This is a genomic window from Iamia sp. SCSIO 61187, assembly GCF_019443745.1.
Classification (GTDB): domain Bacteria; phylum Actinomycetota; class Acidimicrobiia; order Acidimicrobiales; family Iamiaceae; genus Iamia.
In genome coordinates this window covers 4,366,914-4,389,383 of the sequence record NZ_CP050948.1, presented here as the reverse complement: position 1 = coordinate 4,389,383, position 22,470 = coordinate 4,366,914, and the positions used below count along the sequence as shown (strand labels likewise).

Annotated in this window: 21 protein-coding genes; 16 read left to right on the top strand and 5 right to left on the bottom strand. The window is 76.3% G+C overall.

The window, feature by feature from the left end:
* Nucleotides 1-60 precede the first annotated feature (60 nt).
* Nucleotides 61-762, bottom strand: coding sequence for a histidine phosphatase family protein (locus tag HC251_RS21100; RefSeq protein ID WP_219942567.1), 702 nt, complete (start codon nucleotides 760-762; stop codon nucleotides 61-63).
* 74 nt (nucleotides 763-836) lie between these two features.
* On the opposite strand from HC251_RS21100, the gene HC251_RS21095 reads away from it, so the two are divergent.
* On the top strand, nucleotides 837-1,271 hold the full coding sequence (locus HC251_RS21095; protein ID WP_219942566.1) for a PPOX class F420-dependent oxidoreductase: 435 nt from the start codon (nucleotides 837-839) through the stop codon (nucleotides 1,269-1,271).
* 102 nt (nucleotides 1,272-1,373) lie between these two features.
* Here the strand turns inward: HC251_RS21095 and HC251_RS21090 are convergent, their stop codons facing one another.
* The gene (locus HC251_RS21090) at nucleotides 1,374-2,369 is read right to left on the bottom strand and encodes an HAD family phosphatase (RefSeq protein ID WP_219942565.1); all 996 of its coding nucleotides are present in this window, start codon (nucleotides 2,367-2,369) and stop codon (nucleotides 1,374-1,376) included.
* Between the two features lie 186 nt (nucleotides 2,370-2,555).
* Here HC251_RS21090 and HC251_RS21085 point away from each other — a divergent pair, with 186 nt between their 5' ends.
* The 9 genes from HC251_RS21085 to HC251_RS21045 all read left to right on the top strand — a co-directional run bounded on the left by HC251_RS21085 (nucleotide 2,556) and on the right by HC251_RS21045 (nucleotide 10,166).
* Nucleotides 2,556-3,215 carry a hypothetical protein gene (locus HC251_RS21085; protein WP_219942564.1) on the top strand — a complete coding sequence of 220 codons (660 nt, stop codon included), beginning with the start codon at nucleotides 2,556-2,558 and terminating at the stop codon, nucleotides 3,213-3,215.
* Nucleotides 3,212-4,405 (top strand): CpaF family protein, encoded by a 1,194-nt coding sequence (locus tag HC251_RS21080; RefSeq protein WP_219942563.1) that lies wholly within the window; start codon nucleotides 3,212-3,214, stop codon nucleotides 4,403-4,405. Before HC251_RS21085 ends, HC251_RS21080 begins: the two co-directional genes overlap by 4 nt.
* Complete coding sequence (locus tag HC251_RS21075; RefSeq protein ID WP_219942562.1) at nucleotides 4,402-5,262, top strand: type II secretion system F family protein; 861 nt, start codon at nucleotides 4,402-4,404, stop codon at nucleotides 5,260-5,262. The genes HC251_RS21080 and HC251_RS21075 overlap by 4 nt, the downstream gene beginning before the upstream one ends.
* Nucleotides 5,259-6,062 carry a type II secretion system F family protein gene (locus HC251_RS21070; protein ID WP_219942561.1) on the top strand — a complete coding sequence of 268 codons (804 nt, stop codon included), beginning with the start codon at nucleotides 5,259-5,261 and terminating at the stop codon, nucleotides 6,060-6,062. The genes HC251_RS21075 and HC251_RS21070 overlap by 4 nt, the downstream gene beginning before the upstream one ends.
* A gap of 87 nt (nucleotides 6,063-6,149) precedes the next feature.
* A complete protein-coding gene (locus tag HC251_RS21065) occupies nucleotides 6,150-6,383 on the top strand; it encodes a hypothetical protein (RefSeq protein ID WP_219942560.1) in 234 nt (77 codons plus the stop codon).
* On the top strand, nucleotides 6,380-6,757 hold the full coding sequence (locus tag HC251_RS21060; protein ID WP_219942559.1) for a TadE/TadG family type IV pilus assembly protein: 378 nt from the start codon (nucleotides 6,380-6,382) through the stop codon (nucleotides 6,755-6,757). The genes HC251_RS21065 and HC251_RS21060 overlap by 4 nt, the downstream gene beginning before the upstream one ends.
* A 65-nt stretch (nucleotides 6,758-6,822) precedes the next feature.
* Nucleotides 6,823-8,088: a hypothetical protein gene (locus tag HC251_RS26095; protein ID WP_219942558.1), complete on the top strand. Its 1,266-nt coding sequence runs from the start codon at nucleotides 6,823-6,825 to the stop codon at nucleotides 8,086-8,088.
* Nucleotides 8,089-8,220: 132 nt separating this feature from the next.
* Entirely contained in the window at nucleotides 8,221-9,057 is an 837-nt protein-coding gene (locus HC251_RS21050; protein ID WP_219942557.1) for a sortase, read from the top strand.
* Nucleotides 9,054-10,166 (top strand): hypothetical protein, encoded by a 1,113-nt coding sequence (locus HC251_RS21045; protein ID WP_219942556.1) that lies wholly within the window; start codon nucleotides 9,054-9,056, stop codon nucleotides 10,164-10,166. The genes HC251_RS21050 and HC251_RS21045 overlap by 4 nt, the downstream gene beginning before the upstream one ends.
* 187 nt (nucleotides 10,167-10,353) lie before the next feature.
* On the opposite strand, the gene HC251_RS21040 is transcribed toward HC251_RS21045, so the two are convergent.
* Nucleotides 10,354-12,738 (bottom strand): DEAD/DEAH box helicase, encoded by a 2,385-nt coding sequence (locus tag HC251_RS21040; RefSeq protein ID WP_219942555.1) that lies wholly within the window; start codon nucleotides 12,736-12,738, stop codon nucleotides 10,354-10,356.
* Between the two features lie 192 nt (nucleotides 12,739-12,930).
* Here HC251_RS21040 and HC251_RS21035 point away from each other — a divergent pair, with 192 nt between their 5' ends.
* From HC251_RS21035 to arfB, 3 genes are all read left to right on the top strand, one after another.
* Nucleotides 12,931-13,269, top strand: a complete 339-nt coding sequence (locus tag HC251_RS21035) for an STAS domain-containing protein (protein ID WP_255566765.1) — start codon at nucleotides 12,931-12,933, stop codon at nucleotides 13,267-13,269.
* A gap of 64 nt (nucleotides 13,270-13,333) precedes the next feature.
* Nucleotides 13,334-13,801 (top strand): ATP-binding protein, encoded by a 468-nt coding sequence (locus HC251_RS21030; RefSeq protein WP_219942553.1) that lies wholly within the window; start codon nucleotides 13,334-13,336, stop codon nucleotides 13,799-13,801.
* A 3-nt stretch (nucleotides 13,802-13,804) separates the two neighbouring features.
* The gene (gene arfB / locus HC251_RS21025) at nucleotides 13,805-14,218 is read left to right on the top strand and encodes an alternative ribosome rescue aminoacyl-tRNA hydrolase ArfB (protein WP_219942552.1); all 414 of its coding nucleotides are present in this window, start codon (nucleotides 13,805-13,807) and stop codon (nucleotides 14,216-14,218) included.
* Here arfB and HC251_RS21020 read toward each other — a convergent pair whose 3' ends face one another.
* The gene (locus HC251_RS21020) at nucleotides 14,219-14,746 is read right to left on the bottom strand and encodes a hypothetical protein (protein ID WP_219942551.1); all 528 of its coding nucleotides are present in this window, start codon (nucleotides 14,744-14,746) and stop codon (nucleotides 14,219-14,221) included. It lies immediately after the preceding gene.
* A 128-nt stretch (nucleotides 14,747-14,874) separates the two neighbouring features.
* Between HC251_RS21020 and topA the strand changes: the two genes are divergently transcribed.
* The 3 genes from topA (at nucleotide 14,875) to HC251_RS21005 (ending at nucleotide 19,435) form a co-directional block, all read left to right on the top strand.
* Nucleotides 14,875-17,601, top strand: a complete 2,727-nt coding sequence (gene topA, locus HC251_RS21015; RefSeq protein ID WP_219942550.1) for a type I DNA topoisomerase — start codon at nucleotides 14,875-14,877, stop codon at nucleotides 17,599-17,601.
* Between the two features lie 5 nt (nucleotides 17,602-17,606).
* Nucleotides 17,607-18,224 carry a dTMP kinase gene (gene tmk, locus HC251_RS21010; RefSeq protein ID WP_219942549.1) on the top strand — a complete coding sequence of 206 codons (618 nt, stop codon included), beginning with the start codon at nucleotides 17,607-17,609 and terminating at the stop codon, nucleotides 18,222-18,224.
* Between the two features lie 146 nt (nucleotides 18,225-18,370).
* On the top strand, nucleotides 18,371-19,435 hold the full coding sequence (locus HC251_RS21005) for an ATP-binding protein (RefSeq protein WP_219942548.1): 1,065 nt from the start codon (nucleotides 18,371-18,373) through the stop codon (nucleotides 19,433-19,435).
* Between the two features lie 14 nt (nucleotides 19,436-19,449).
* Here the strand turns inward: HC251_RS21005 and HC251_RS21000 are convergent, their stop codons facing one another.
* The gene (locus HC251_RS21000) at nucleotides 19,450-22,416 is read right to left on the bottom strand and encodes an EAL domain-containing protein (RefSeq protein ID WP_219942547.1); all 2,967 of its coding nucleotides are present in this window, start codon (nucleotides 22,414-22,416) and stop codon (nucleotides 19,450-19,452) included.
* Nucleotides 22,417-22,470: the final 54 nt, after the last annotated feature.

The window sequence follows — 22,470 nt, the reverse complement described above, 5'->3', positions numbered from 1 at the left end:
GCGACGGGACGGGCCGTTGACACGGCGTCGGCGGCGCACCGTCGGGCCCGGGGGGAGGGGTCAGGCGGTGCGGTCGGCCCGGTCGAGGTGGGTCGCGTCGCCCAGGGCGCACAGCGACCAGATGTGGGCCCCGGCGAGGGGCTGGGTGCGGAGCACCGCCACCGAGGCGTGGCCCATCACGAAGCGGTACCAGTCCCACGGCTCCTTCTCGACGCCGAGGAGGTGGGCGACGAGCGTGCTGTTGGTCCCGCCGTGGGCCACGGTGACGATGCGGCCCGGGGCGTCGTCGGCCACGTCCCACAGGGCGTGCTCGCCCGTGGCCGTGACCCCGACCTCGGCCAGGGCGGCGTCGAGGCCGCGCGACACCCTGTCGTGGAAGTCCTGCATGGTCTCGGCCCCGGGGAGGCCGTCCCACCACTCCATGCGGGGCTTCGTGCGCTGCTCGGCGAAGGCGGCCTCGACGACCTCGATGGGCTGGTCGTCCCAGGCGTCGGGCATCCCCATCTCGACGAGCCACGGGTGGGTGACGGGCTCGAGCCCGGTGGCGGCGGCGATGGGGGCGCACGTCTCCTGGGCCCGCCGGGCCGGGCTCACGAGCAGGAGGTCGACGGGGCCGTCGGCCGGCTCCTGGTCGGGGTCGGCGATCCGGGCCGCGATGCGCTCCGCCTGGGCGCGGCCGCGCTCGGTCAGCTCGGGGTCGTTGCGGTTGCGGCCGTCGACGACCCACAGGGGCTCGCCGTGGCGGACGAGGATCAGCTCCACGATCCGAACCTAACCAGCCCCCGCGACAGCGAGGCGGGGAATCGCGGTCGGACCTCGTCGGTTGGCTCCGCGGGATGGGATACACGCAGGCCCCCGACGGTTGGTGGCAGGGCTTCCTGACCGCCCTCCCGGCGCACACGGCGAAGCTCGCCGTCGTGCGCAGGGACGGCAGCCCGCACGTGGCGCCGGTGTGGATCGACGTCGACGGCGACGAGGTCGTGTTCATGACCTCGGCCGACACCATCAAGGGCAAGGCCATCCGCCGCGACGGGCGGGTGAGCCTGTGCGTCGACGACGAGGCGCCACCGTTCAGCTTCGTCACCATCGCGGGGACGACGACCACGTCCACCGACCCCGACGAGCTGCTGCACTGGGCCACGCGCATCGCCGCCCGCTACATGGGCGAGGAGGAGGCCGAGGCCTACGGCCGGCGCAACGCGGTCCCGCCCGAGATGGTCGTGCGGGTGACGCCGACCAAGGTCACCGCCGTCGTCGGCGTCGCCGACTGACATCCCCGACCGCGGCCGACGCGGGGACGGACCACTAGGTTGGCGCCATGGCCAAGAAGCTCATCCTCCTCCTGATCGTCGCCGCTCTCGGAGGCATCGCCTTCAAGAAGCTCCGCGCCGTCTGACCCTCGACGAGATCTGACCCCGGCGTCCGCGCCCCGGTGCCGGCGGGCGCCGCGGGAGCGGGCGTCGTCGCGTCGGGACCCGGCCGGGGAGCCACCCCGCCGTCGTGCTCGCAGCGTGGGCCACGGGACCGGCCCAGGTGCCGACCAGGCGGGCCAGACCGGCCGCCTGGTGGGCGGTCTCCTGCACGCTCCGGTCCCGTCGCAGCCACCACCACGCCGTCGCCCCGGCCGCCCCGGTGGCCAGCAGCCCGCCGCCGACGGCCGCGGTGGGGCCCGGGCTCGGCATGGCGACCCGCTCCCGCAGCGGCACCTTGCGGGTGAACCAGCGCACCTCCCAGCCCCGGTCGGCGGCCACCTTGGCCAGGTCCCGGTCGGGGTTGACGGCGACGGGGTGGCCGACGGCCTCGAGCATGGGGACGTCGGTGATCGAGTCCGAGTAGGCGTAGGACGCGGCCAGGTCGATGCCCCGCTCGGCCGCGACCTCCTCCATCCGCTCGGCCTTGTGGACGCCGTAGGCGTAGAACGCGACCTCGCCGGTGTAGCGGCCCCGGTCGTCGACCCGGGCCCGGGTGGCGATGGCCTCGTCGACGCCGAGGTGGCGGGCGAGGGGCACCACGATCTCCTCCGGTGAGGCGGAGATGATGAAGACGCGCCGGCCGGCGGCCTGGTGCTCGGCGATGAGGTCGACGGCCTCGTCGAACACGATCGGGTCGATGACCTCCTCGAGGGTCGCGGCCACCACGGCACGCATCTGGGCCTGGTCCCACCCCGCCGTGAGGGCCAGGACCTTGGTCCGCATGCGGGCCATCCGCTCCTCGTCGGCGCCGAGGTAGAGGTAGACGAGCTGGCCGGAGAGGGCCCGCAGGAGGATCCAGCGGTTGAGGAGCCCGGCCCGGTAGAGCGGCTTCCCGAAGGCGACCATCGACGCCTTGGCGATGACCGTCTTGTCCAGGTCGAAGAAGGCGGCCTCCACCCGTCCACCCTAGGAGGTGGTCGGGCCACCCTCCCCCGGTCGGGGGAGGCCAGCGCCGGGCGGGCGGGAGCCGTCGGTGGGACGGTCGCCGGTTCGTCCCGCCAGGTTTCGGGACGGCGACGACGGGGGACGGTGGGGCCCTCGCTTCCCCCGCGCACCCCTCGATCCCCGCGCCCGGGAGGCCCCATGCTCGTCACCTGCTGGTCGGTGAAGGGCGGTGTCGGCACCACCGTCGTGTCCGTCGCCCTCGCCACCACCCTCGCCCGCACCCACACCCTCGACGGTGGGGCCCTGCTCGTCGACCTCGGCGGCGACGTCCCCGCCACGCTCGGCCTGCCCGACCCCCGCGACCCCGGGCTCACCGGGTGGACCTCGGCGGGGGAGGACGTGGCCGCCGACGCCCTCGCCCGCCTCGAGCTGTCCGTCGGACCCGGCCTGGCGCTGCTGCCGCGCGGGCGGGGGCTCCCCGGCCCGTCCGCCCGCCACGAGGTCCTGGCCCGGCTCCTCGGCGCCGAGGCCCGGCCCGTGGTCGTCGACGCCGGGGTGGTGGGGCCCGACAGCCCCGGGCTGCCCCTGGTGGCGGAGGCCTCGCGGTCGCTGCTGGTGACCCGGGCCTGCTACCTGGGGCTGCGGCGCGCCGTCGACCTGCCGGTGCGGCCGTCGGGGGTGGTCCTGCTCCGCGAAGCGGGGCGGACGATGGGTCGCGAGGACGTCGAGACCGTCGTCGGCGCCCCGGTCGTGGCCGACATCCCCGTCGACCCCGCGGTCGCCCGCGCCGTCGACGCCGGGGTCCTGGCCCGGCGGGTCCCCCGGGCCCTGGCCCGCTCGCTGCAGGCGGCGGCGTGACCGCCTCCGCCCTCCCGGCGGACCCGGGCGCGGCGGTCGGGGCCCGCCGGGTCGACGCCGTCGAGGCCGAGGTCCACCGGCGCGTCCTCGCCGCGCCGTCCATCCCGGCGGCGGTGGCCCCGGGCGCCATCGACGCCCTGGTCCGCGAGGCCGCCCCGCACCTCCCGCCCGACGAGGTGCTGGCGGTGGCCCGCCGGGTGCGGGCCCGGGCCACCGGGCTGGGGGTCATCGAGCCGCTGCTGGCCGACCCCACCGTCACCGAGGTGATGGTGAACGGACCCGGTCCGGTGTGGGTGGAGCGGGCCGGCCACCTGGTCCGCACCGAGGTGCGGGTCGACCGGTCGACGGTGGACCGCCTCGTCGCCCGGGTGCTGATGCCCACCGGGGCGCGCGCCGATCGATCCCGCCCGCTGGCCGACGCCCGGCTGCCCGACGGGTCCCGCGTCCACGTCGTCGTGCCGCCGCTGGCCGTCGACGGACCGTGCATCACCATCCGCCGGTTCGGGGCCCGGGCCGTGGCGCTCGACGAGGTCGCCGCCCCGGTCGTGGCCGACCTCCTCCGGACGGCGGTGGCCCAGCGCCGCCAGATCGTGGTGAGCGGGGGTGCGGGGGCGGGCAAGACCACCCTGCTCAACGCCCTGGCCGGCCACATCGACCCCGACGAGCGGATCGTCACCGTCGAGGACGCGGCCGAGCTGCGGCTCCCGGGCCGCCACGTGGTGCGCCTCGAGGCCCGACCGCCGTCGGTCGAGGGCACCGGCGAGGTCACGATCCGGGACCTGGTGCGGGCCGCCCTGCGGATGCGCCCCGACCGGATCGTCGTGGGCGAGGTCAGAGGGCCCGAGGCCCTCGACATGTTGCAGGCCATGAACACCGGCCACGACGGCTCGCTCAGCACGCTGCACGCCAGCTCACCCACCGACGCCCTGCGCCGCCTGGAGACGATGGTGCTCACCGGGGCCGACCTGCCCCTCCCCGCCGTGCGCGAGCAGATCGCCAGCGCCGTCGACCTGGTCGTCCAGATCGCCCGCCGGGCCGACGGCTCCCGGCGGGTGGTCGCCGTGGCCGAGGTCGCCCCCGACCCGGCCGCGGTGACCCGCACCACCCCCGTGGCCACCGGCACCGAGGTCCTCGGCCCCCTCACCCGCCCCTCGCGGTCCCGCCCCCTCCACCGGGGAGGCCCCCGGTGAGCGCGGCGCTGGTGCTGGCCGGCGGGCTCGGGGCCGTCGGGTGCGTGGCCGTGGGCCGCCGCCCGGCGGCCGACCGACGGCCCCGCCCGCCGGCGGGGCGCCGGACGGCGCGGCTGCCCGCCTGGTGGTCCGAGGCCCTCGTCGAGGCGGGGGTCGACGGCGACCCGGCCCGGTGGGCGCGGCTGGGGCTCGGGTCCGCCGGGCTCCTGGGCCTGCTGGCCGGCTCCCGGGGTGGGGTCGTGGGAGGCCTGGTCGCCGCCGGCGTGGCCGTCGTCGTCGGCGGCGTCGCCCTCCGGATGGCCCGGGGTCGGGGCGCCCGCCAGGCCGACGCCCGGCTGCCCGAGCTCGTCGAGCACGTCGGCCGGGGGCTCCGGGCCGGGCTCGACCTCCGCAGCGCCGTCCTCGGCGCCGGGGCCGCCGTCGGGGGGCCGCACGGGGCGGCGCTCGAGGTCGCCGTGGCCCGGGTCGACGGCGGCGCCGGGTGGGGTGAGGCCCTGGAGGGCTGGGTCGACGACCACCCTCGCCGCTCCGTCCAGCTGGTGGTCGGGGCCCTGGCCGTGGCCGACGCGGCCGGGGGCCGCGCCAGCCGGGCCCTCGACGGCGTCGCCGCCACGCTGAGGGCCCGGGCGGCCGTCGCCGACGAGGCCCGGGCGCTCGCCAGCCAGGCGCGGGCGTCAGCCGCCGTGCTCGTCGCCCTCCCGGTGGTGGTGGCCGCAGGTGGGGCGGCGGCCGACCGGGCGGTGGCCCGGGCCCTGCTCGGCACCCCGTGGGGGCTCGGCTGCATCGGCCTGGCCACCGCCCTCGACGTCGTCGGCGCCCTGTGGATGCACCGCATCGTGTCGAGAGCCCGGTCGTGACCCCCGACGTCGCCATCGTCGACGCCGCGCTCGTCGGCGGGTGGACCGCCCTGCTCACCGTCGGGCTGGCGGCCCGGCGGCCCCGGCGTCGCCCCCCGGTCCCGAGGACCGGCGACCGGCGGGCCGCTCGGGCGGGGCCGGTGGGCGCCCTGGGGGCCCGCGTGCGGACGGCCCTGGCCCGGGCGGCCGGCCGGCCGGAGCCGGCCCCCGACCCCGCCGCCGACGGGTGGGTGGGGGCGGCGGCCATCGTCGTCCCCGTCCTCGTGGTGGTGGCGCCGGCCCTCGCGCCGCTCCCCCTGGCGGCGGCGGCCATGGGCCCCCGGCTGGCCCGCCGCCGAGCGGCCGAGGCCGATCGGCGGGCCTGGGCCGACGCCCTGCCCGACGCCGTCGACCTGCTCGCCCTCGGGCTCGGGAGCGGGCTCGCCGTCGGGCCGGCGCTGGGCCTGGTCGCCCCCCGGAGCCCGGCCCCGCTGGGGCCGGCCCTGGCCGAGGCCCACGCCCGCACCACCCACGGCGAGCCGCTGGCCGACGCCCTCGAGCGGGTCGCCGCCCAGGGGCCGGCCAGCCGGCCGCTGGTGGCCCTCCTCGTCGCCGCCCACCACGACGGGTCGCCGGTCGTCGACCCGCTGACCCGACTGGCCCACGACCTCCGGGCCGACCGCCGGCGCGCCGTCGAGGCCCGGGCCCGCCAGGTCCCGGTCCGGCTCCTTTTCCCGCTGGTGCTCTGCTCGCTCCCGGCGTTCGTGCTCCTGGCCATCGTCCCGCCCGTCGTGGCCGCCCTCGCCGACCTGCGCCGCTGAGCGCCTCGCGGCTCCGCCGCCGTCTCGTGGCCCCCGCCACCGCCCCCTCACGTCGCGCCCCGGCGCGCCCGCCCTTCAGGAGACGCCATGCCCCTCGCCCTCATCCCCCTGCTCGTCCGTCTGCGACCGGTCGTCGGTCGCCTCGGACCCCGCCTGCCCGCCGACGCCGACCGCCAGGCCGGCCAGGCCACCGCCGAGTACGCGCTGGTCCTCCTCGGTGCGGCGGTCATCGCCATCGCCCTGATCACCTGGGCCACCGGCTCGGGCCGGATCGGCGACCTATTCGACGCGGTGTTCGACGAGCTGCAGAGCCGGATGTGACCCGGCGGCGCCGCCCCGGGGACGACACCGGCCAGGCCACCGTCGAGCTGGCCCTGGCCCTCCCGGCCGTGCTCCTCGCCCTCCTCGCCGTCGTCCAAGCCGGCCTGGTGGTGGCCGACCACGTGGGCACCGTCCACGTGGCGCGCGAGGCGGCGCGCGCCGTGGCGGTCGACGGGCGACCCGGGGTGGCGCAGGCCGCGGTGGCCGACGCCGGGGGCGAGGGGTGCTCGACCGCCGTGTCCCGACCGGCCGAGGTCGGTGCCACCCTCACGGTGACGGTCACGTGCCCCAGCCGGACCGAGGTCCCGCTCGTGGGCGCCCTCGTCGCCGACGTCGCCGTCCGGGGCCAGGCCTCGATGCGGGTCGAACGGTGACCTGACGACCCGTCAGGTCGGTCGGGGGGGAGGAGAACGCCTCCCCCCGGCGAACCCCCCCGGCCATGCGTGCGATCCCTCGAGCCCTGGCCGCCCTGGGTGTGGCCTCCGCCCTCACCTTGGGGGCCGTCCCCGGCAGCGCCCAGGAGGACACGGTCGTCGTGCCCCGGGCCGAGGCCCAGGCCGCGACCCTCCGCGTCAGCCTGTTCGGCCAGCAGCTGGTCATCGGGGCGGTCGAGACCGCCGCCAGCTCGGCCCCGACCGGCTCGGCCGGCGGCGTCGGCGCCCTCCTCGGCCCCCAGGCCTTCGGCGAGTCGTCCGCCAGCGCCGACGCCGACACCCCCACCTCGGGCAGCGAGGAACCCACCTGCGGCGAGCTGCCGCTGCCCGACATCCCCGTGCCGGTCGACATCTCGGCCCCGTCGGGCCTCAGCCCCCTGTGTAGCGCCTCGCAGGCCTCGGCCTCGGAGGGGGCCGGCACCGGGAGCGCCCAGGCCCAGCCCCTCACCATCGACGTCAACGTCGCCGACCTGCCCCTCCCGCCCGAGCTGGGTGACGTGACCGATCAGGTCGTCGCCCCCATCCTCGACCTCCTGGGCCAGGCGCCCCTGCCGGTCGAGGAGCTCGGGCTGCTGCAGACCGCGCTCGAGCTCATCCTCGACGGTGCCGTCTCGATCGTGACGATCGAGAGCGGGCCGACCGAGGCCACCTCCACCGCATCCGGCACCGCCGCATCCGGCACCGCCACGGCCGAGGGCCTGGTCGTCAGGATCCTCGACGGCCTGGCCGCCACCATCACCGTCGGCGGGTCCACCGCCACCGCCACCTACTCCGACGGCACCCTCACCGCCCAGCACGTCGCCGCCCCGGTGACCGTCGAGTTCGGCGCCCCCCTCGTCGCCGCCGGGCTCCCGGGCGGGCCCATCGCCGTGCCGCCCGGCCAGACCGTGCAGCTCCCCCTCCCGCCCCCGCTCGACGCCCGCATCGTGGTCGCCTCCGGTGAGGACGAGGTCGGCGAGACCACCGCCCGCAGCTCGGCCGCGGCCGTCCGCCTCGACCTGCTGACCGGCCTCCCCGAGGCCCAGGGCGGCATCGTCCTGGCCGCGTCCGACGCCGCCGCCGCCGTGGAGCGCCCGGCCGAGGAGCCGGTGGCCCCGCCCGCCGCCCCGCCGGCGGACCCGCCCGCCGCCGCCCCGGCGCCCCCCGCCTCGCGAGCCGCCCTCCCCCGCACCGGCGGCGAGGGCGGCTGGGTCCCCGTCGGCGTCCTCCTGGGGGTCGGGGCCGGCATCACCGTCCTCGTCCTGCGGCGGACCCGCACCTCCCCGGTCTGACCCCCACCCCCCGATCGGCCGCCCCCGCCACGGGGGCGGCCACCGCACCCCTCGCACCCCTCCGCCGGACCAGGACACGCCCATGAGCTCGCGCCGGACGTCCACCGCCCCCGCCCCGCCGGGCACCCGCCCGTGACCGGCACCTCCCTGGTGATCGTGCTGGCGGCCGGGGCGTGCGCCGCCGTGCTCGTCGCCCTGGGCCTCGGACCTCGGCGGTCCGGGCGTCGGCGCCCCGGCACCACGCCGGCGGCGGCCACCGGGCCCACCGCCGCCGGACCGACCGGCAGGGCCGGCCGCCGGCCCGGGCTGGGCGATCGGCTGGCCCGGTCCACGGCGGTGCGCCGCGGCCTCGGCGTGCTCACCGTGGTCCTGATCGTGGCCGCCGGGGTCAGCATGACCTGGCCGTTCTGGACCGACCAGTACCAGGCCCGCCTGCAGATCCGCCTCGAGGACCAGCTGGAGGAGCAGATCGCCGACCCCGAGGCGGCCGAGGCCTTCGTGGCCGGCGACGTCCGGTCCGGCGACAGCCTCACCCGGCTGCGGGCCCCGTCGATCGGTGTCGACGTCATCGTGGTCGAGGGGACCACCCAGGACGCCCTGCGCGCCGGCGCCGGCCACTACCCGGAGACCGCCCTTCCGTGCGGGGCGGGGAACGTCGCCATCGCCGGCCACCGCACGACCTTCGGCCAGCCCTTCAACCGCCTCGACGAGGTGGCGCCCGGCGCCGAGATCACCCTCGAGACCCCGCTCGGGACCTGCACCTACCGGGTGGCCACCGAGGCCATCGTGGTGAGCCCCGACCAGGTCGAGGTGGTCGCCCCCACCGACACGCCCCGCCTGACGCTCACCACCTGCCACCCCAAGGGCTCGGCGCGAGAGCGACTGGTGCTCCAGGCCGATCTGGTGGGTGAGCCGCTGCACGACGACCGCGGCGGCCGCACGCCCCCGGACATCCGAGGTGAGACATGACCCGACGCCCCCTCCTCTGGATCGCCGCCGTCGCCTCCGTCGTCGGGGTGGCGCTCGCCCTCCCGCCCGCGGCCGGGGCCGCCGACCCCGGCTGGGACCTCACGATCGACGATCACCCGGACGTGGTGGACGCCCGCCCGGTCCGGGTCACCGGCCGGGCCTCCTTCCTCGGCCCGCTCGGCGTCCTCGCCCCGGTCCGGGCGGTCACCGTCGCCCTCGTGCCGGGTGACGGCCTGCCCGAGGCGTGCCGGGTCGCCCCGGTCTCCGTCGTGCCCCGGGACGGCCGGTACGACGCCGCCGTCGAGCCCGAGTGCAACGGGCCGCACCGGGTCAGCGTCACGGCCCGGACCGACGCCGGGTCCTCCGGGGCGCCCGTCACCGAGCCGGTGGGCCTGGCCTGGGCCGGTCCCGCCCCGGCGCCGCCGAACGCCATCGTGACCGCGACCGGGGCGCTGGTGAGCTGGCCCGGGACCGCCGCCCCCGACGTCGTCGGCTGGACGCTCGTGGACGTGGGCACCTACCCGCGCGACCAGACCAGCGTCGCCGTCGCCGCCGCCCCCGGGCCCCACGCCTTCCGTCTGGCCGCCGTGCGCTGGGGCGCCGAGGGACCCGACGGTCCGACGGTGACCTCGCCGCCGTCGTCCGAGCGCGGCGTCACCGTCCCGACGCCGCAGCAGGCCCCGGCGCCGCCCGACCGGCCGGCGCCGGACCCCCCGGCCCCCGCCCCGCGCGCCGGCGGCGGCGGCTCCCCGTCCCCCACCGGCGGCACCGCTCCGCCCGCCGGGCCGCGCCGCACCGGCCCGCCGACCCGGGGCACGGGCTCGACGGCCACGCTGCCGGAGGGCTACAGCGAGGAGCTGCCCTACGGCGTCCCCGACGACGCCTTCGTGCCGGGCGAGGAGCCCGCCGCGGCATCCGAGGGCGCCGCCGAGGAGACGGCGGCCGGGACCTCCCCGTCGGCCTCGCTGGTCCGCACCCGCGAGAAGGAGGCGCCGGGGCTGGTCGGCCCCTTCGCCCTCGGCCTCCTGCTGGTCACGGTGGCGACCCACATCGGCTGGTACCTGCGGCGGTCCCGCCCGGGGCGCGACGAGCAGGTCTCCCTCCTCTGACGTCGAACATCCCTGACACGGGTGTCGCGGGCGCGACGCGGCGCCCGGCCCGAGCGGGGGGCGGGCCGGGCGTCCCGTCGCCGCCGCACGGGCGTCCGAGGGTGGGGCCTTCCTCGGCCGATCAGAGCTGGCGGGCGCGGGGCGGATCGGGGCCGGCGGGCGCGAGGCCGAGCGTGGGTCGCGGGCGCTAGGCCGAGCGGGGGTGGCGCGCCGGGGTCACGCCGGTGGGCGGGGCGTCGTGGGCCGCCGGGACGCGCACCGCCTCGAGCAGGGCGATGGCCCCGGCCTTGTCGAGCGGCTCGTTGAGGTTCCCGCACTTGGGTGACTGGACGCACGACGGGCACCCGGTCGCGCACGGGCAGCGCTGGAGGGTCTCGAGGGTGGCGGCGAGGTGGCGGTGGGCGGCGTCGTAGCCCAGCTCGGCGATGCCCGCGCCCCCGGGGTAGCCGTCGTAGACGAAGATCGCCGGGCTGGCGAGGTCGGCGCACCACGGGGTGGAGACGCCGCCGACGTCCCACCGGTCGCAGATGGTGAACAGCGGGAGCATGCCGATGGCGGTGTGCTCGGCGGCGTGGAGCGTGCCCGGCCACGACGCCGGCGGGAGCCCGGCCCGGCGGAGCAGCCCGGTGGGGATGGCGTACCAGAAGGCCCGGGTGACCAGCGACGACGGCGGCAGGTCGACGTCGACCACCCCCAGGACCTCGCCGCTGGCGACGTCGCGGCGCTGGTAGCCGGTGACCTGGGAGGTGACCTCGACGGCGCCGAGCGACAGCTCGACCCGACCGACGGGGCGCGTCTGCTCGGTGCCGAGCACGGCGATGTGGATCGTCGACCGGGCCTGGGTCGACTCCGAGCCGTCGGTGCGGGTCACCACGGCGGATCCCTCGTCGAGGTCGAGCTCCTGCACCCGCCAGGCCACACCCTGGTGCAGGTACACGGCACCTGGGTGGACGACCTCAGGGGCACGGCCCTCGTCGACGGTGCCCACGAGCGACCCGTCGGCCCGCACGATGCGGACCTCGCGGCCGCCGCCGCTGCGGAGGCCGACCCCGTGCGACGGGAAGCCGCGGGCCGCCCACACGGCGCGGGGCCCGGCCCCGCCGAGGCGAGACAGCCTCGTCGCGCTGCGGATCTTGAGCCGGTCGGTCACGACCAGCCGGCGGACGGCGTCGTCGAGGTCGCCGCCCCACCAGCGCTCGTCCTCGGGGGCGAGCGGCGTCTCGTAGGCCGCACAGGCCAGGTGGGCGTCGAGCACGAACGGGTTCGAGGGGTTCACCACCGCCGGCTCCGGGGCCCGGCTGAACACCTCCGACGGGTGGGTCATCAGGTACTGGTCGAGGGCGTCGTCGCCGGCGACGAGGACCGCCAGCGAGCGCTGCTGGGCCCGGCCGGCCCGGCCCGCCTGCTGCCACAGGGAGGCGATGGTGCCGGGGAAGCCGTCGAGCACGCAGGCGTCGAGCCCGCCGACGTCGACCCCGAGCTCGAGGGCCGAGGTGGCCACGACGCCCCGCAGGCGTCCCCCGAACAGCTCGGCCTCGATCTCCCGCCGCTCGGCCGCCAGGTACCCGCCCCGGTAGGGGCGCACGGCGCCGGCCCAGGCGTCGCCCAGGCGGCGCTGGGCGTCGGCCGCCACCACCTCGGTGCCGCGCCGGCTGCGGCAGAAGGCGATGGTGCGGTGGTCGGCGGCCACCAGGTCGGCGACGAGGGCGGCCGTGACCTTGTGGGCCGACACGCGGGACCCGGTCCCGGCATCGACCAGCGGTGGGTTCCACAGGGCGACGAGGCGCTCGCCCCGCGGGGACCCGTCGTCGGTGACCTCGGCGACGGGCGCCCCGATCAGGGCCGAGGCCAGGGTCGAGGGCTGGCCGATGGTGGCCGAGGCGAACACGAAGGTCGGGTCGGCGCCGTAGCGGGCGCAGAGGCGCCGCAGCCGGCGCAGCACGTGGGCGACGTGGCTGCCGAAGACCCCCCGGAAGGTGTGCAGCTCGTCGACCACCACGTAGCGCAGGCGGTGGAGGAACGTCGCCCACCTCTCGTGGTGGGGGAGGAGGCCGCAGTGCAGCATCTCGGGGTTGGTGAGGATCACGTTGGCGTGGGCCCGGGCCCACGTGCGGGCCTCCGGGCTGGCGTCGCCGTCGTAGGTGGCGGCCACCAGCCCGGGGACGCCGAGGGCCCCCAGGGCCCGCAGCTGGTCCTGGGCCAGGGCCTTCGTGGGTCCGATGAGCAGGGCTGTCCCGGCGCCGCCGGGCTTGCGAGAGGCGGGGCCCGCACCGGTGACGGGCGCGGTGACAGCCTCGGCGATCGGCAGCTGGAAGCAGAGGGACTTGCCCGACGCCGTGCCGGTGGCGACGGCGACGTGGCGCCCGGCCCGGGCGTGGGCGATGGCCTCGGCCTGGTGGACCCACAGGCGCGGGTGGGGCAGGTGGGGGGCGAGGCGGTCCGGCAGCGGGTCGGTGAGATCGGCGTAGCGGGCCGGCCGGGCCGGGATCCGCTCGACGTGGACCAACCCGTCGGCGCGCCGCTCGAGCACCTCGAGCAGGCGGTCCGGGGCGGCGTCGGTGAGGAGCGTCATGGGCGAGCCGGGAGCGATCGGAGCGAACGGGTGTCCGCCTGGCGACCATGCTAACGACAGGGGCGTAACTCCACCGATGGCATGCCGTGCCGACGGGCCTCCCGGGTCGTCAGCAGGGGTGACCCGCGTGGCGGTGTACCGTGCCCTCACGGCGCGTGTTGGCGTCGACGACCTCTCGAGGAGGGTGACGTGATCGAACTGGGCTTGGAGCTCACCGAGCGGGACGGTTGGGCCGTCCTGGCGGTCTCGGGAGAGGTCGACGTGGCCACCGCGCCCCGGTTGCGGGAACGTCTGGTCGGGCTCGTCGGCGAGGGCCGGACCCGGATCGTCGTCGACCTCGAGAAGGTCGACTTCATCGACTCCACCGGCCTCGGCGTCCTGGTCGGCGCCCTGAAGCGGGTTCGCACCAACGAGGGCGACCTGGCCCTGGTGTGCACCGGGCCCCGCATCTTGAAGGTCTTCGAGATCACGGGGCTGACCAAGGTGTTCGCCATCCACCGCAGCGTCGACGAGGCAACCGTCTCCGCCTGACCTCGATGCCCGCAGCTGACGTGACCGGACCAGGGGGCGAGCCGACATCGTGTCGGAGGGCGGGGTGAGAGACGACGTGGTCCGGCTGCGCGTCCCCGCCCAGCCCGAGTACCTGGCGCTGGTGCGGATGGTCATCGCCGGCACGGCCCGCGTCGAGCCCCTCCTCGACGACGAGCGCGTCGACGACCTGCGGGTCATCGTCTCCGAGGCGTGCACCAACGCCATCGAGGCGCTGCGGGTCCGGGCCCACGACCAGGGCGTGGACCCGGCGACCCTCGGGTCCACCATCGCCATCGAGTGCCACCTGCGGGCGACGGGCGTCGAGGTGATCATCGCCGACGAGGGCGGCGGGTTCGACCCCGACGGGCTCGCCATCCTGCCGCCGGTCACCGACCCGTCGCGCCTGCGCATCGAGAGGGGTCTGGGCATCCCCCTGATCAAGGCCCTCTCCGACGAGGCCGAGATCACCTCCGGCCCCGAGGGGACCCGCGTGCGGGTGGTCCTCCACGCCGAGGCCTCGGTCACGACCTAGCCCGTGGCCGACGACCTCCCGGTGCGCGAGGGGCTGGTCGTCCCCGGGTGGGAGCTGGTCGAGACCTTCAGCCCCTCCGGGGGGCCCGGGGGCCAGCACGCCAACAAGGCCAGCACGCGGGTCGAGCTGCGCTTCTCGGTCGAGCACAGCTCGGTGCTCGGGCCCGAGCAGAAGCGGAGGGTCGTCGCCCGGCTCGGTCCCGAGGTGCGGGTGGTGGCCGACGACGAGCGCAGCCAGGCCCGCAACCGCGACATCGCCCGCCAGCGGCTGGCCGAGTCGCTCCGGCAGGCGCTGGTCCCACCGCGCCGGCGGGTGAAGACCAAGCCCAGCCGGGGGTCCAAGGAGCGCCGCCTCAAGGCCAAGCGGGAGACCAGCGACAAGAAGCAGCAGCGCCAGAAACCCCGACCAGACGAATAGTCAGGGGAGGTCGGGTTCGGGCAGCTCGAACACCCAGGGGGCCCACTGCCGGAAGGCCTGGCCGATCTCGCCCCACTCCCACTCGGGCTCGAAGGTGCCGATGGGGATGATGCGGTCCCAGCCCCGAGCCTGGACCTGGCGCTTGGTCGCGGGGTCGACGGCCCAGTGGAGGTGGCCGTCGGCGAGGACCAGGGCCTCGACCCGACCGTCGGGCAGGTCGACCTCGCCCAGGGCGTCGACGTCGGCCCAGGTGCAGCGGACGTGGAACCGCCCCGGCTCGTAGGAGAGGCCGTCGGGCGAGAGCCGCAGGACGGGGGAGTGGCGGCGCCGGAGGCCGAACCAGAGGAAGAGGGTCTGGGCCACGACGTACAGCGCGGCGACGGCCGGGGTCACGAGGAACCAGAGGATGGCGCCGACCGGGAGGGCGGCGAGGACGAACATCACCAGCATGCGTCCCTCGTGGCGCCGGCGCACCGAGGCGGGCACCGACACGACGATCTCGTCGGGGTGCGGACGGGGCGCCGGCATGGTCGATTCCTAGTCGACGGCGACGGTCCCGAGGGGGTCCGTCGGCCCGTCGACCCCCGGGTCGGCGAGGCGCGACCGCTGTCTGTGCTTGACACGACGGCGTCGCGCACCCGTACCCTTCCCGCGGTATGGCCAGATCGCTCGTGATCGTCGAGTCGCCCGCAAAGGCGCGCACCATCGAGGGGATCCTCGGTGATGACTTCGTCGTCGAGTCCTCGATCGGGCACATCCGTGACCTCCCGGCGAAGGGGCTCGGCGTCGACGTCGACCACGGCTTCGCCCCCACCTACGAGGTCCACGCCAACAAGAGGGACGTCATCCGCCGGCTCAAGGCGCTGCTCAAGGACGTCGACGAGCTCTACCTCGCGACGGACGAGGACCGTGAGGGCGAGGCCATCTCCTGGCACCTCCTCGAGGAGCTCAAGCCGCGGGTGCCGGTCAAGCGGATGGTGTTCCACGAGATCACCCGCGGCGCCATCGAGAGGGCCGTGGACGAGTGGCGCGACATCGACATGGGGCTGGTCAACGCCCAGGAGTCCCGGCGCATCGTCGACCGGCTCTTCGGCTACCCCGTCTCCAGCGTCCTGTGGCGCAAGGTCAACCAGGGCCTGTCGGCCGGCCGGGTCCAGAGCCCGGCGGTGCGGCTGGTCGTCGAGCGCGAGCGCGAGCGGATGGCGTTCGTGTCGGCCGACTACTGGGACCTCAGTGCCGCCTTCGCCACCGACCCCGCCTTCACCAGCGGCATCGTCGCCGTCGAGGGCAAGCGGGTCGCCCAGGGCCGCGACTTCGACTCCGAGGGCCGGTCCAAGGAGAGCGTCGTCGTGCTCGATCAGGCCCGGGCCGAGGCGGTCCGCGACGGCCTCGACGGGGCGACCTTCACCGTCACCAGCGTGGAGGAGAAGCCCTTCACCTCCCGCCCCAAGCCCCCGTTCATGACCTCGACCCTCCAGCAGGAGGGCGGGCGCAAGCTGCGGATGACCGCCGCCGGCGTCATGCGCGTCGCCCAGGAGCTGTACCAGGGCGGCTACATCACCTACATGCGGACCGACAGCATCAACCTGTCGGAGACGGCGATCACCGCGGCCCGCAGCCAGATCCGCGCCATGTACGGCAACGACTACCTGCCCGACGCGCCCCGCACCTACAGCCGCAAGGTCAAGAACGCCCAGGAGGCCCACGAGGCCATCCGCCCTGCGGGCGAGACGTTCCGCACGCCCGACTCCCTGCGGGGCGAGCTGCGGGGCGACGCCCTCGCCCTCTACGACCTGGTCTGGAAGCGCACCATCGCCTGCCAGATGGCCGACGCCCGGGGCCGCTCGCTGTCGGTCCGCCTCGAGGCGCCGGCGACCGAGGCCGGCCGGGCCGAGCCCACGACGACGGAGTGGTCGGCGTCGGGCCGCACCATCACCTTCCCCGGCTACATGCGGGCCTACGTCGAGGGCGCCGACGACCCCGACGCCCAGCTCGACGACCGCGAGAGCCTGCTGCCGGCGCTCACCGAGGGCCAGACCCTCACGCCCACCGAGGTCGAGGCCCTGGGCCACACCACCTCGCCCCCGGCCCGCTACACCGAGGCCTCGCTCGTCAAGCGGCTCGAGGAGCTGGGCATCGGGCGGCCGTCGACCTACGCGTCGATCATGCAGGTCATCCAGGACCGCGGCTACGTGTGGAAGAAGGGCACCGCCCTGGTCCCGTCGTGGACGGCGTTCGCGGTGATCAAGCTGCTCGAGGAGCACTTCACCGACCTGGTCGACTACGCCTACACCGCCCGGATGGAGGACGAGCTCGACCAGATCGCCGCCGCCTCGCTCGAGCGCGAGCCGTGGCTCCACCAGTTCTGGTTCGGCGACGGCGGGGACGGCCCCGCCACCGGCAACGGCGACGGGGGCGACGAGGGCCGCATCGGGCTCGAGCGGTTGGTCGACGAGGGGCTGTCGAAGATCGACGCCGCCGCCATCAACTCCATCCCGATCGGCGTCGACGCCGACGGCGAGCCGATCGTCGTCAAGCCCGGCCGCTACGGGCCCTACGTGAAGCGGGGCGACGAGACGGCGTCGGTCCCCGACGACATCGCCCCCGACGAGCTCGACGTGGCCAAGGCCATCGAGCTGCTGTCCGCCCCCAAGGGCGACGTCGCCCTCGGGACCGACCCCGAGACCGGCCTCGCCGTCTACGCCAAGCCCGGCCGGTACGGCCCCTACGTGCAGCTGGGTGAGATCGAGGACGGCGCCAAGACCAAGCCCAAGACGTCGTCGCTGCTGCAGACGATGACGCTCGACACCATCACCCTCGACGACGCCCTGAAGCTGCTGTCGCTGCCCCGCACCGTCGGCGTCGACCCCGAGAGCGGCGAGGAGATCACCGCCCAGAACGGCCGCTACGGGCCGTACCTCAAGAAGGGCACCGACAGCCGGTCGCTGGAGACCGAGGAGCAGATGTTCACCGTCGACCTCGACGCCGCCCTGCGCATCTTCGCCCAGCCCAAGCGGGGCCGGGGGCAGGCGGCGCCGGCCGCGCCGCTGCGGGAGCTCGAGGGCAAGGACCCGGTGTCGGGCCAGCCGGTCGTGGTCAAGGACGGCCGCTTCGGTCCGTACGTCACCGACGGCGAGACCAACGCCAGCCTCCGCAAGGGCGACACGGTCGAGAACATGACCATCGACCGGGCCGCCGAGCTGCTGCAGATCCGCCGCGAGGCGGGACCGTCGAAGAAGAAGAAGGCCACCAAGAAGAAGGCGGCCAAGAAGAAGGCGCCGGCCAAGAAGAAGGCCGCGACCAAGAAGGCGGCCACCAAGAAGGCGGCCACCAAGAAGGCGGCGGCGAAGAAGAAGGCACCGGCCGAGACATCGGAGGGCTAGCGCCCGTGACCGGCGGAGCCGACGGCCGGTTCATCGCCTTCGAGGGGGGCGAGGGGTGCGGCAAGTCGACCCAGGCCCGCCTCCTGGCCGAGCGGCTGGGCGCCCGCCTGACCCGCGAGCCGGGCGGGACGGCGATCGGGGCCGAGATCCGCGGCATCGTCCTGGCCGCCGACGACAACGGGCTGGTCGACCGGGCCGAGGCGCTGCTGATGGCGGCCGACCGGGCCCAGCACGTGGCCACGGTGGTGCGGCCGGCGCTGGCCGACGGTCGCCACGTCGTGACCGACCGGTACATCCCGTCGTCGGTCGCCTACCAGGGCGACGGCCGGGGTCTGGGGGCCGACGTGGTGCGGCGCCTGTCGCTGTGGGCCACCGAGGACCTCCAGCCCGACCTGGTGGTCCTGCTGACCGTCACCGACGCCGAGGCCCGGGCCCGGATCGGGGGCACCGGCCGCGACCGCCTGGAGAAGGCCGGCGCCGCCCTCCACGAGGCCGTGGCCCGCAGCTACGCCGCCCAGGCGGCGGCCGACCCCGAGCGCTGGGCCGTCGTCGACGGCGGCGGCACCGTGGCCGAGGTCCAGGCCCGCGTCGACGCCGTCGTCGCCACCCGCCTCGCCCTCTGACCCAACTTTGTCCGGAACCGTGCCGAGGAGGGGGACTTCCGGACAAGGTTGGCGAGACGCCGTCGAGCTTTGTCCGGAACCGTGCCGAGGAGGGGGACTTCCGGACAGAGTTCGGGGGGGTGGGTGGGTCGTGGCAGGGTGACGGAGTGAGCGATCCGTGGAGCGCGGTGCCCGGGCAGGAGCGGGCCGTGGCCCAGCTGAAGGCCGCCCTCGCCGACCCGGTGCACGCCTACCTGTTCCTGGGCCCCCCGGGGAGCGGGAAGGAGGCCGCGGCCCGGGTGTTCGCCGGCGAGCTGCTCGCCGCCGCCACCGCCGACCCCGCCGAGGCCGACCGGCACCGGTCGCTCGCCGCCCTCGACCAGCACCCCGACATCGCCATCGTGCGGCGGGAGGGGGCGAGCATCCGGGTCGAGCAGGCCGCCGAGATCGTCCGGCTGGCGTCGCTCAAGCCCATCGAGAGCGACCGCAAGGTCCTCGTCCTCGACGAGTTCCACCTCGTCATCCCGGCCACCGCCGGCCGCCTGCTGAAGACGATCGAGGAGCCCCCCGGCGGGACCATCTTCGTCGTCCTGGCCGACGACATCACCGAGGACCTGGTCACCATCGCCTCGCGGTGCGTGCAGGTCGAGCTCCCCGCCCTGAGCGCGGCGACCGTCGCCTCGGTGCTGGAGGACGAGGGCCACGACGCCGAGGCCGCCGCCCAGGTGGCCGAGGCCGCCCACGGCGACCTCGACCGGGCCCGCCTGCTGGCCGCCGACGAGCGCGTCGCCCTCCGCCTGGCGGCGTGGGCCGCCATCCCCGCCCGCCTCGACGGCACCGGCGCGACGGTGGCCGAGGTCGTGGCCGAGCGCCGGGCCGACATCGACGCCGCCGCCGGACCGCTCCAGGAGCAGCAGGCCCGCGAGGTCGAGGCCCTCAACGAGCGCATCGAGCGCTACGGCCAGCGGGGGTCGGGCGCCCGGGTGCTCGACGAGCGCCACAAGCGCCAGCTCCGCCGCCTCCGCACCGACGAGATCCGCATGGGCCTGGCCGAGCTGGCCCACGCCTACCGGGCCGTGGTGGTCGGGGAGCCGTCGGCGCCGGCCGGCATCACCGTCGACGACGCCGCCGCCGCCCTCGACCGGATCTGGCTCGCCCTCGACGCCCTCGTCCGCAACCCGACCGAGGAGCTCCTCCTCCAGGCCCTCCTCCTCGACCTGCCCTCGCGCTAGGGGTTGCCGCGGCGTCAGCCGAGGTTGACCTCGTCCCGCACCAGGCGGATGAGCTCCTCGGCGGACATCGGCTTGGCGAAGTAGTAGCCCTGGCCGCGCGTGCAGCCCAGCTCGCGGAGGGCGGCGAGCTGGGCGCTCGTCTCGATGCCCTCGGCCACGGACTCGAGGCCCATGGCGGTGGCGATGCCGACCACGGCGCTGACGATGGTCGCCCGGTCGACGCCGCCCGGCTCGCCGAGACCGCGGACGAACGACTGGTCGACCTTGATCGTGTCGAACGGCAGGCGCTGGAGGTGCGTCAGCGAGGAGTAGCCGGTGCCGAAGTCGTCGACGGCGATGCGGACCCCTGTCGCCCGGATGGCGAGCAGCGCGTGCGAGGCCAGATCGAGGTCGTCGGTGATCGCCGTCTCGGTGAGCTCGAGGCAGAGGTCCTCGGGCTGCCACCCGTGCCGCGCCACGGCCCCGGCCACGGCGGCGGCCAGAGCGGGCTGGTCGAGCTGCCGGGGCGACAGGTTGACGGCGACCTCGAAGCGTCGCCGCCGGCCGGCGGCGTCGGGCTGCACGAGGGGGGCGAGGGTCGCCAGGGCGGTGTCGAGGACCCAGGCCCCGATGGGGCGGATGGCCCCGGTCTCCTCGGCGACGGGGATGAACTCGTCGGGCGGGACCGGCCCGAGCCCCGGGTGCTGCCAGCGGCACAGCGCCTCGGCGCCCACCACCCCGCCCGTGGCCAGGTCGACGATGGGCTGGTACACCACGCGCAGCTCGTCCCGCTCGAGGGCCTGGCGGAGGTCGGCAGCCAGGCTGAGGCGCTGGCGGGCGCTGGCCTGCATGTCCGGGTCGAACACGTCCACGCGGTCACGGCCGCGCTGCTTGGCCCGCAGCATGGCCGCGTCGGCCTGGCGGAGCAGGGTGGGGGCGTCGACCCCCGGGTGGCTCAGGGCCAGCCCCAGGCTGGCGGTGAGGACGAGGTCGCCGCCACCGGGCGAGAACGGCTCGGCCAGCGCCTCCCGCAGGCGGTCGGCGACCGCCAGCACCGTGTCGAGCCGGCCGGGACGGGCGCACACCACGACGAACTCGTCGGCCGCCACCCGGGCGATGGTGTCGTCGGGGCGGGTCGCCCGGCGGAGGCGGTCGGCGACCGCCGACAGGACCTCGTCGCCCTGCGCCAGGCCGTAGGTGTCGTTGACCAGCTTGAAGTGGTCGAGGTCGACGTAGACGACGCCGACCTCGGACTCGGTGCGGTGCGCCCGGTCGAGGGCCGTCTGGAGCCGGTCGAGGAGGAGGGTGCGGTTGGGCAGGCCGGTGAGGGCGTCGTGCATCTCCCGGTGGGCCAGCTCGGTGACGGCCGCGTGGCGATCGAGGGCCACCGAGACGAGGGTGCAGGCGATCTCGGCGGCGCGGAGGGCGTGGGGGGTCGGGGGGCGTCGGTCCCGGTGGAACGACACGATGGCGGCCACGGCGAGGTCGCTGCCGGCGGGCACGACCGGCGCCCACCACACCGTCTCGACCCCGGCGGCGACCAGGGCGGGCCGCATGGTGTCGGAGGTCTCGGGGTCGTCGAGGTGGCGCACCCAGGGGACGCCGTGGGGCCCGCTGACGCGCGCGTGGAGGGCAGGGGTGACGTCGACCTCGCCGAGGGCGGCGCGCAGCTCGGGCCCGGGCCCGCGACCGAGAGCGGCCCGGGGGCGCAGGCGACGGCCCTCGACGAGGGCGACGGCGGCCTGGGCCCCCTCGTCGTGGTCCTCGACCATGGCGGCGATGGCCTCCAGCACGGCGTCGAGCGGCGTCGTGCCGGCGATGAGCTCGAGGATCGCCGTCTGGCTGGCGACGAGGGCCTCGGACCGCTTCTGCTCGGTGATGTTCCGGGTCGTGAGGACGATGCCGCCCACGGTCGGATCGTCGATCAGGTTCACGGCATGGGCCCAGACGTCGACCCAGGTGCCGTCGTGGTGACGGACCCGGGCCTCGGTGGTGACGGCGTTGCCGGGCGCCTCGAGCGCCTGCTGCACGAGCGGCCCGATGCGCGCGACGTCGTCGGGGTGCATGAGGTCGGTGAAGGTCACGCCGTCCCAGGAGTCGGTCGGGTAGCCGAGGACCGGCGCCACCTGGCCGGTCGTGCTGACGATGCGCCCGTCGGGGTCGAGGACGGTGACGGTGTCGGAGATGTTCTGGACCAGCGTGCGCCAGCGGTGCTCGCTGGCGTGCAGGGAGCGGTCCAGCTCGACGTCGGCGGTGACGTCGACCACGAGGACGACGACCTCGGTCTCGGGTCCCGACCCCGCCGTGATCGCGCTGGTCCACACCTTCAGCTCGATCGGCGTGCCGGCCGCGGTGATGCCGGCGAGGCGGGCGCCGTCGAGGGGATCGCCGGCGAGGGTCCGGGCCCGGATGCCGGCCGAGCCCTCACCCAGCGCCCGGAGCGGCGCGCCGACGGCCTCGTCCGCGCTCCAGCCCAGGACGTCCTCGGCCGCCGGGTTCCACTGGGTCACCACGTCACCCGGGCCCAGCCGGGCCACGGCGAGCGGGATGCGGTCGATCAGGCTCGCCATGTCGACGTGGGCCGACGCCAGCGCCCCGCTCAGCCGGTGCGTCGCCGTCGACTCCGTGACGGTGAGGACGAAGGCCTCGATCCGGTCGTCGGCGCCGGTGACGGCGTGGCCGTGGGCGGTGAACCAGCGCTCGGCCCCGGGGCGGCCGAACCGCGAGTCGACGTGCAGCGGGACGACGTCGCCGGCGTCGCAGCCGGTCAGCCAGCCGGCGATGAGCTCCCGGTGCTCGGGGTGGACCAGGTCGAGCAGGGGGCGCCCGAGGATCTCCTCCTCGGGCATGGCCAGGAGGGTCCGCAGGGCGGGGTTGGCCTCGACGACCCGATGGTCGGCGCTCGTCACGACGATGGCGGTGTCGGACAGGGCGAAGACCTGCGCCCTCGTCGCCTCCCGGGCGGCCGGGCTCAGGCGGGGTGTTCTCGCCGTGGGGTCCATCACCGTCCTGGTTGGTGCGACGTGCCCCGAGTCTCGCAGGTCGTAGGGTCAGCG

What these genes read in the sequence shown, in the direction of transcription:
- HC251_RS21095 (WP_219942566.1), top strand. Translation starts at nt 837, where the DNA reads ATGGGATACACGCAGGCCCCCGACGGTTGGTGGCAGGGCTTCCTGACC.
- HC251_RS21085 (WP_219942564.1), top strand. Translation starts at nt 2,556, where the DNA reads ATGCTCGTCACCTGCTGGTCGGTGAAGGGCGGTGTCGGCACCACCGTC.
- HC251_RS21065 (WP_219942560.1), top strand. Translation starts at nt 6,150, where the DNA reads ATGCCCCTCGCCCTCATCCCCCTGCTCGTCCGTCTGCGACCGGTCGTC.
- HC251_RS26095 (WP_219942558.1), top strand. Translation starts at nt 6,823, where the DNA reads ATGCGTGCGATCCCTCGAGCCCTGGCCGCCCTGGGTGTGGCCTCCGCC.
- HC251_RS21045 (WP_219942556.1), top strand. Translation starts at nt 9,054, where the DNA reads ATGACCCGACGCCCCCTCCTCTGGATCGCCGCCGTCGCCTCCGTCGTC.
- HC251_RS21040 (WP_219942555.1), bottom strand. Translation starts at nt 12,738, where the DNA reads ATGACGCTCCTCACCGACGCCGCCCCGGACCGCCTGCTCGAGGTGCTC.
- HC251_RS21020 (WP_219942551.1), bottom strand. Translation starts at nt 14,746, where the DNA reads ATGCCGGCGCCCCGTCCGCACCCCGACGAGATCGTCGTGTCGGTGCCC.
- topA (WP_219942550.1), top strand. Translation starts at nt 14,875, where the DNA reads ATGGCCAGATCGCTCGTGATCGTCGAGTCGCCCGCAAAGGCGCGCACC.
- HC251_RS21000 (WP_219942547.1), bottom strand. Translation starts at nt 22,416, where the DNA reads ATGGACCCCACGGCGAGAACACCCCGCCTGAGCCCGGCCGCCCGGGAG.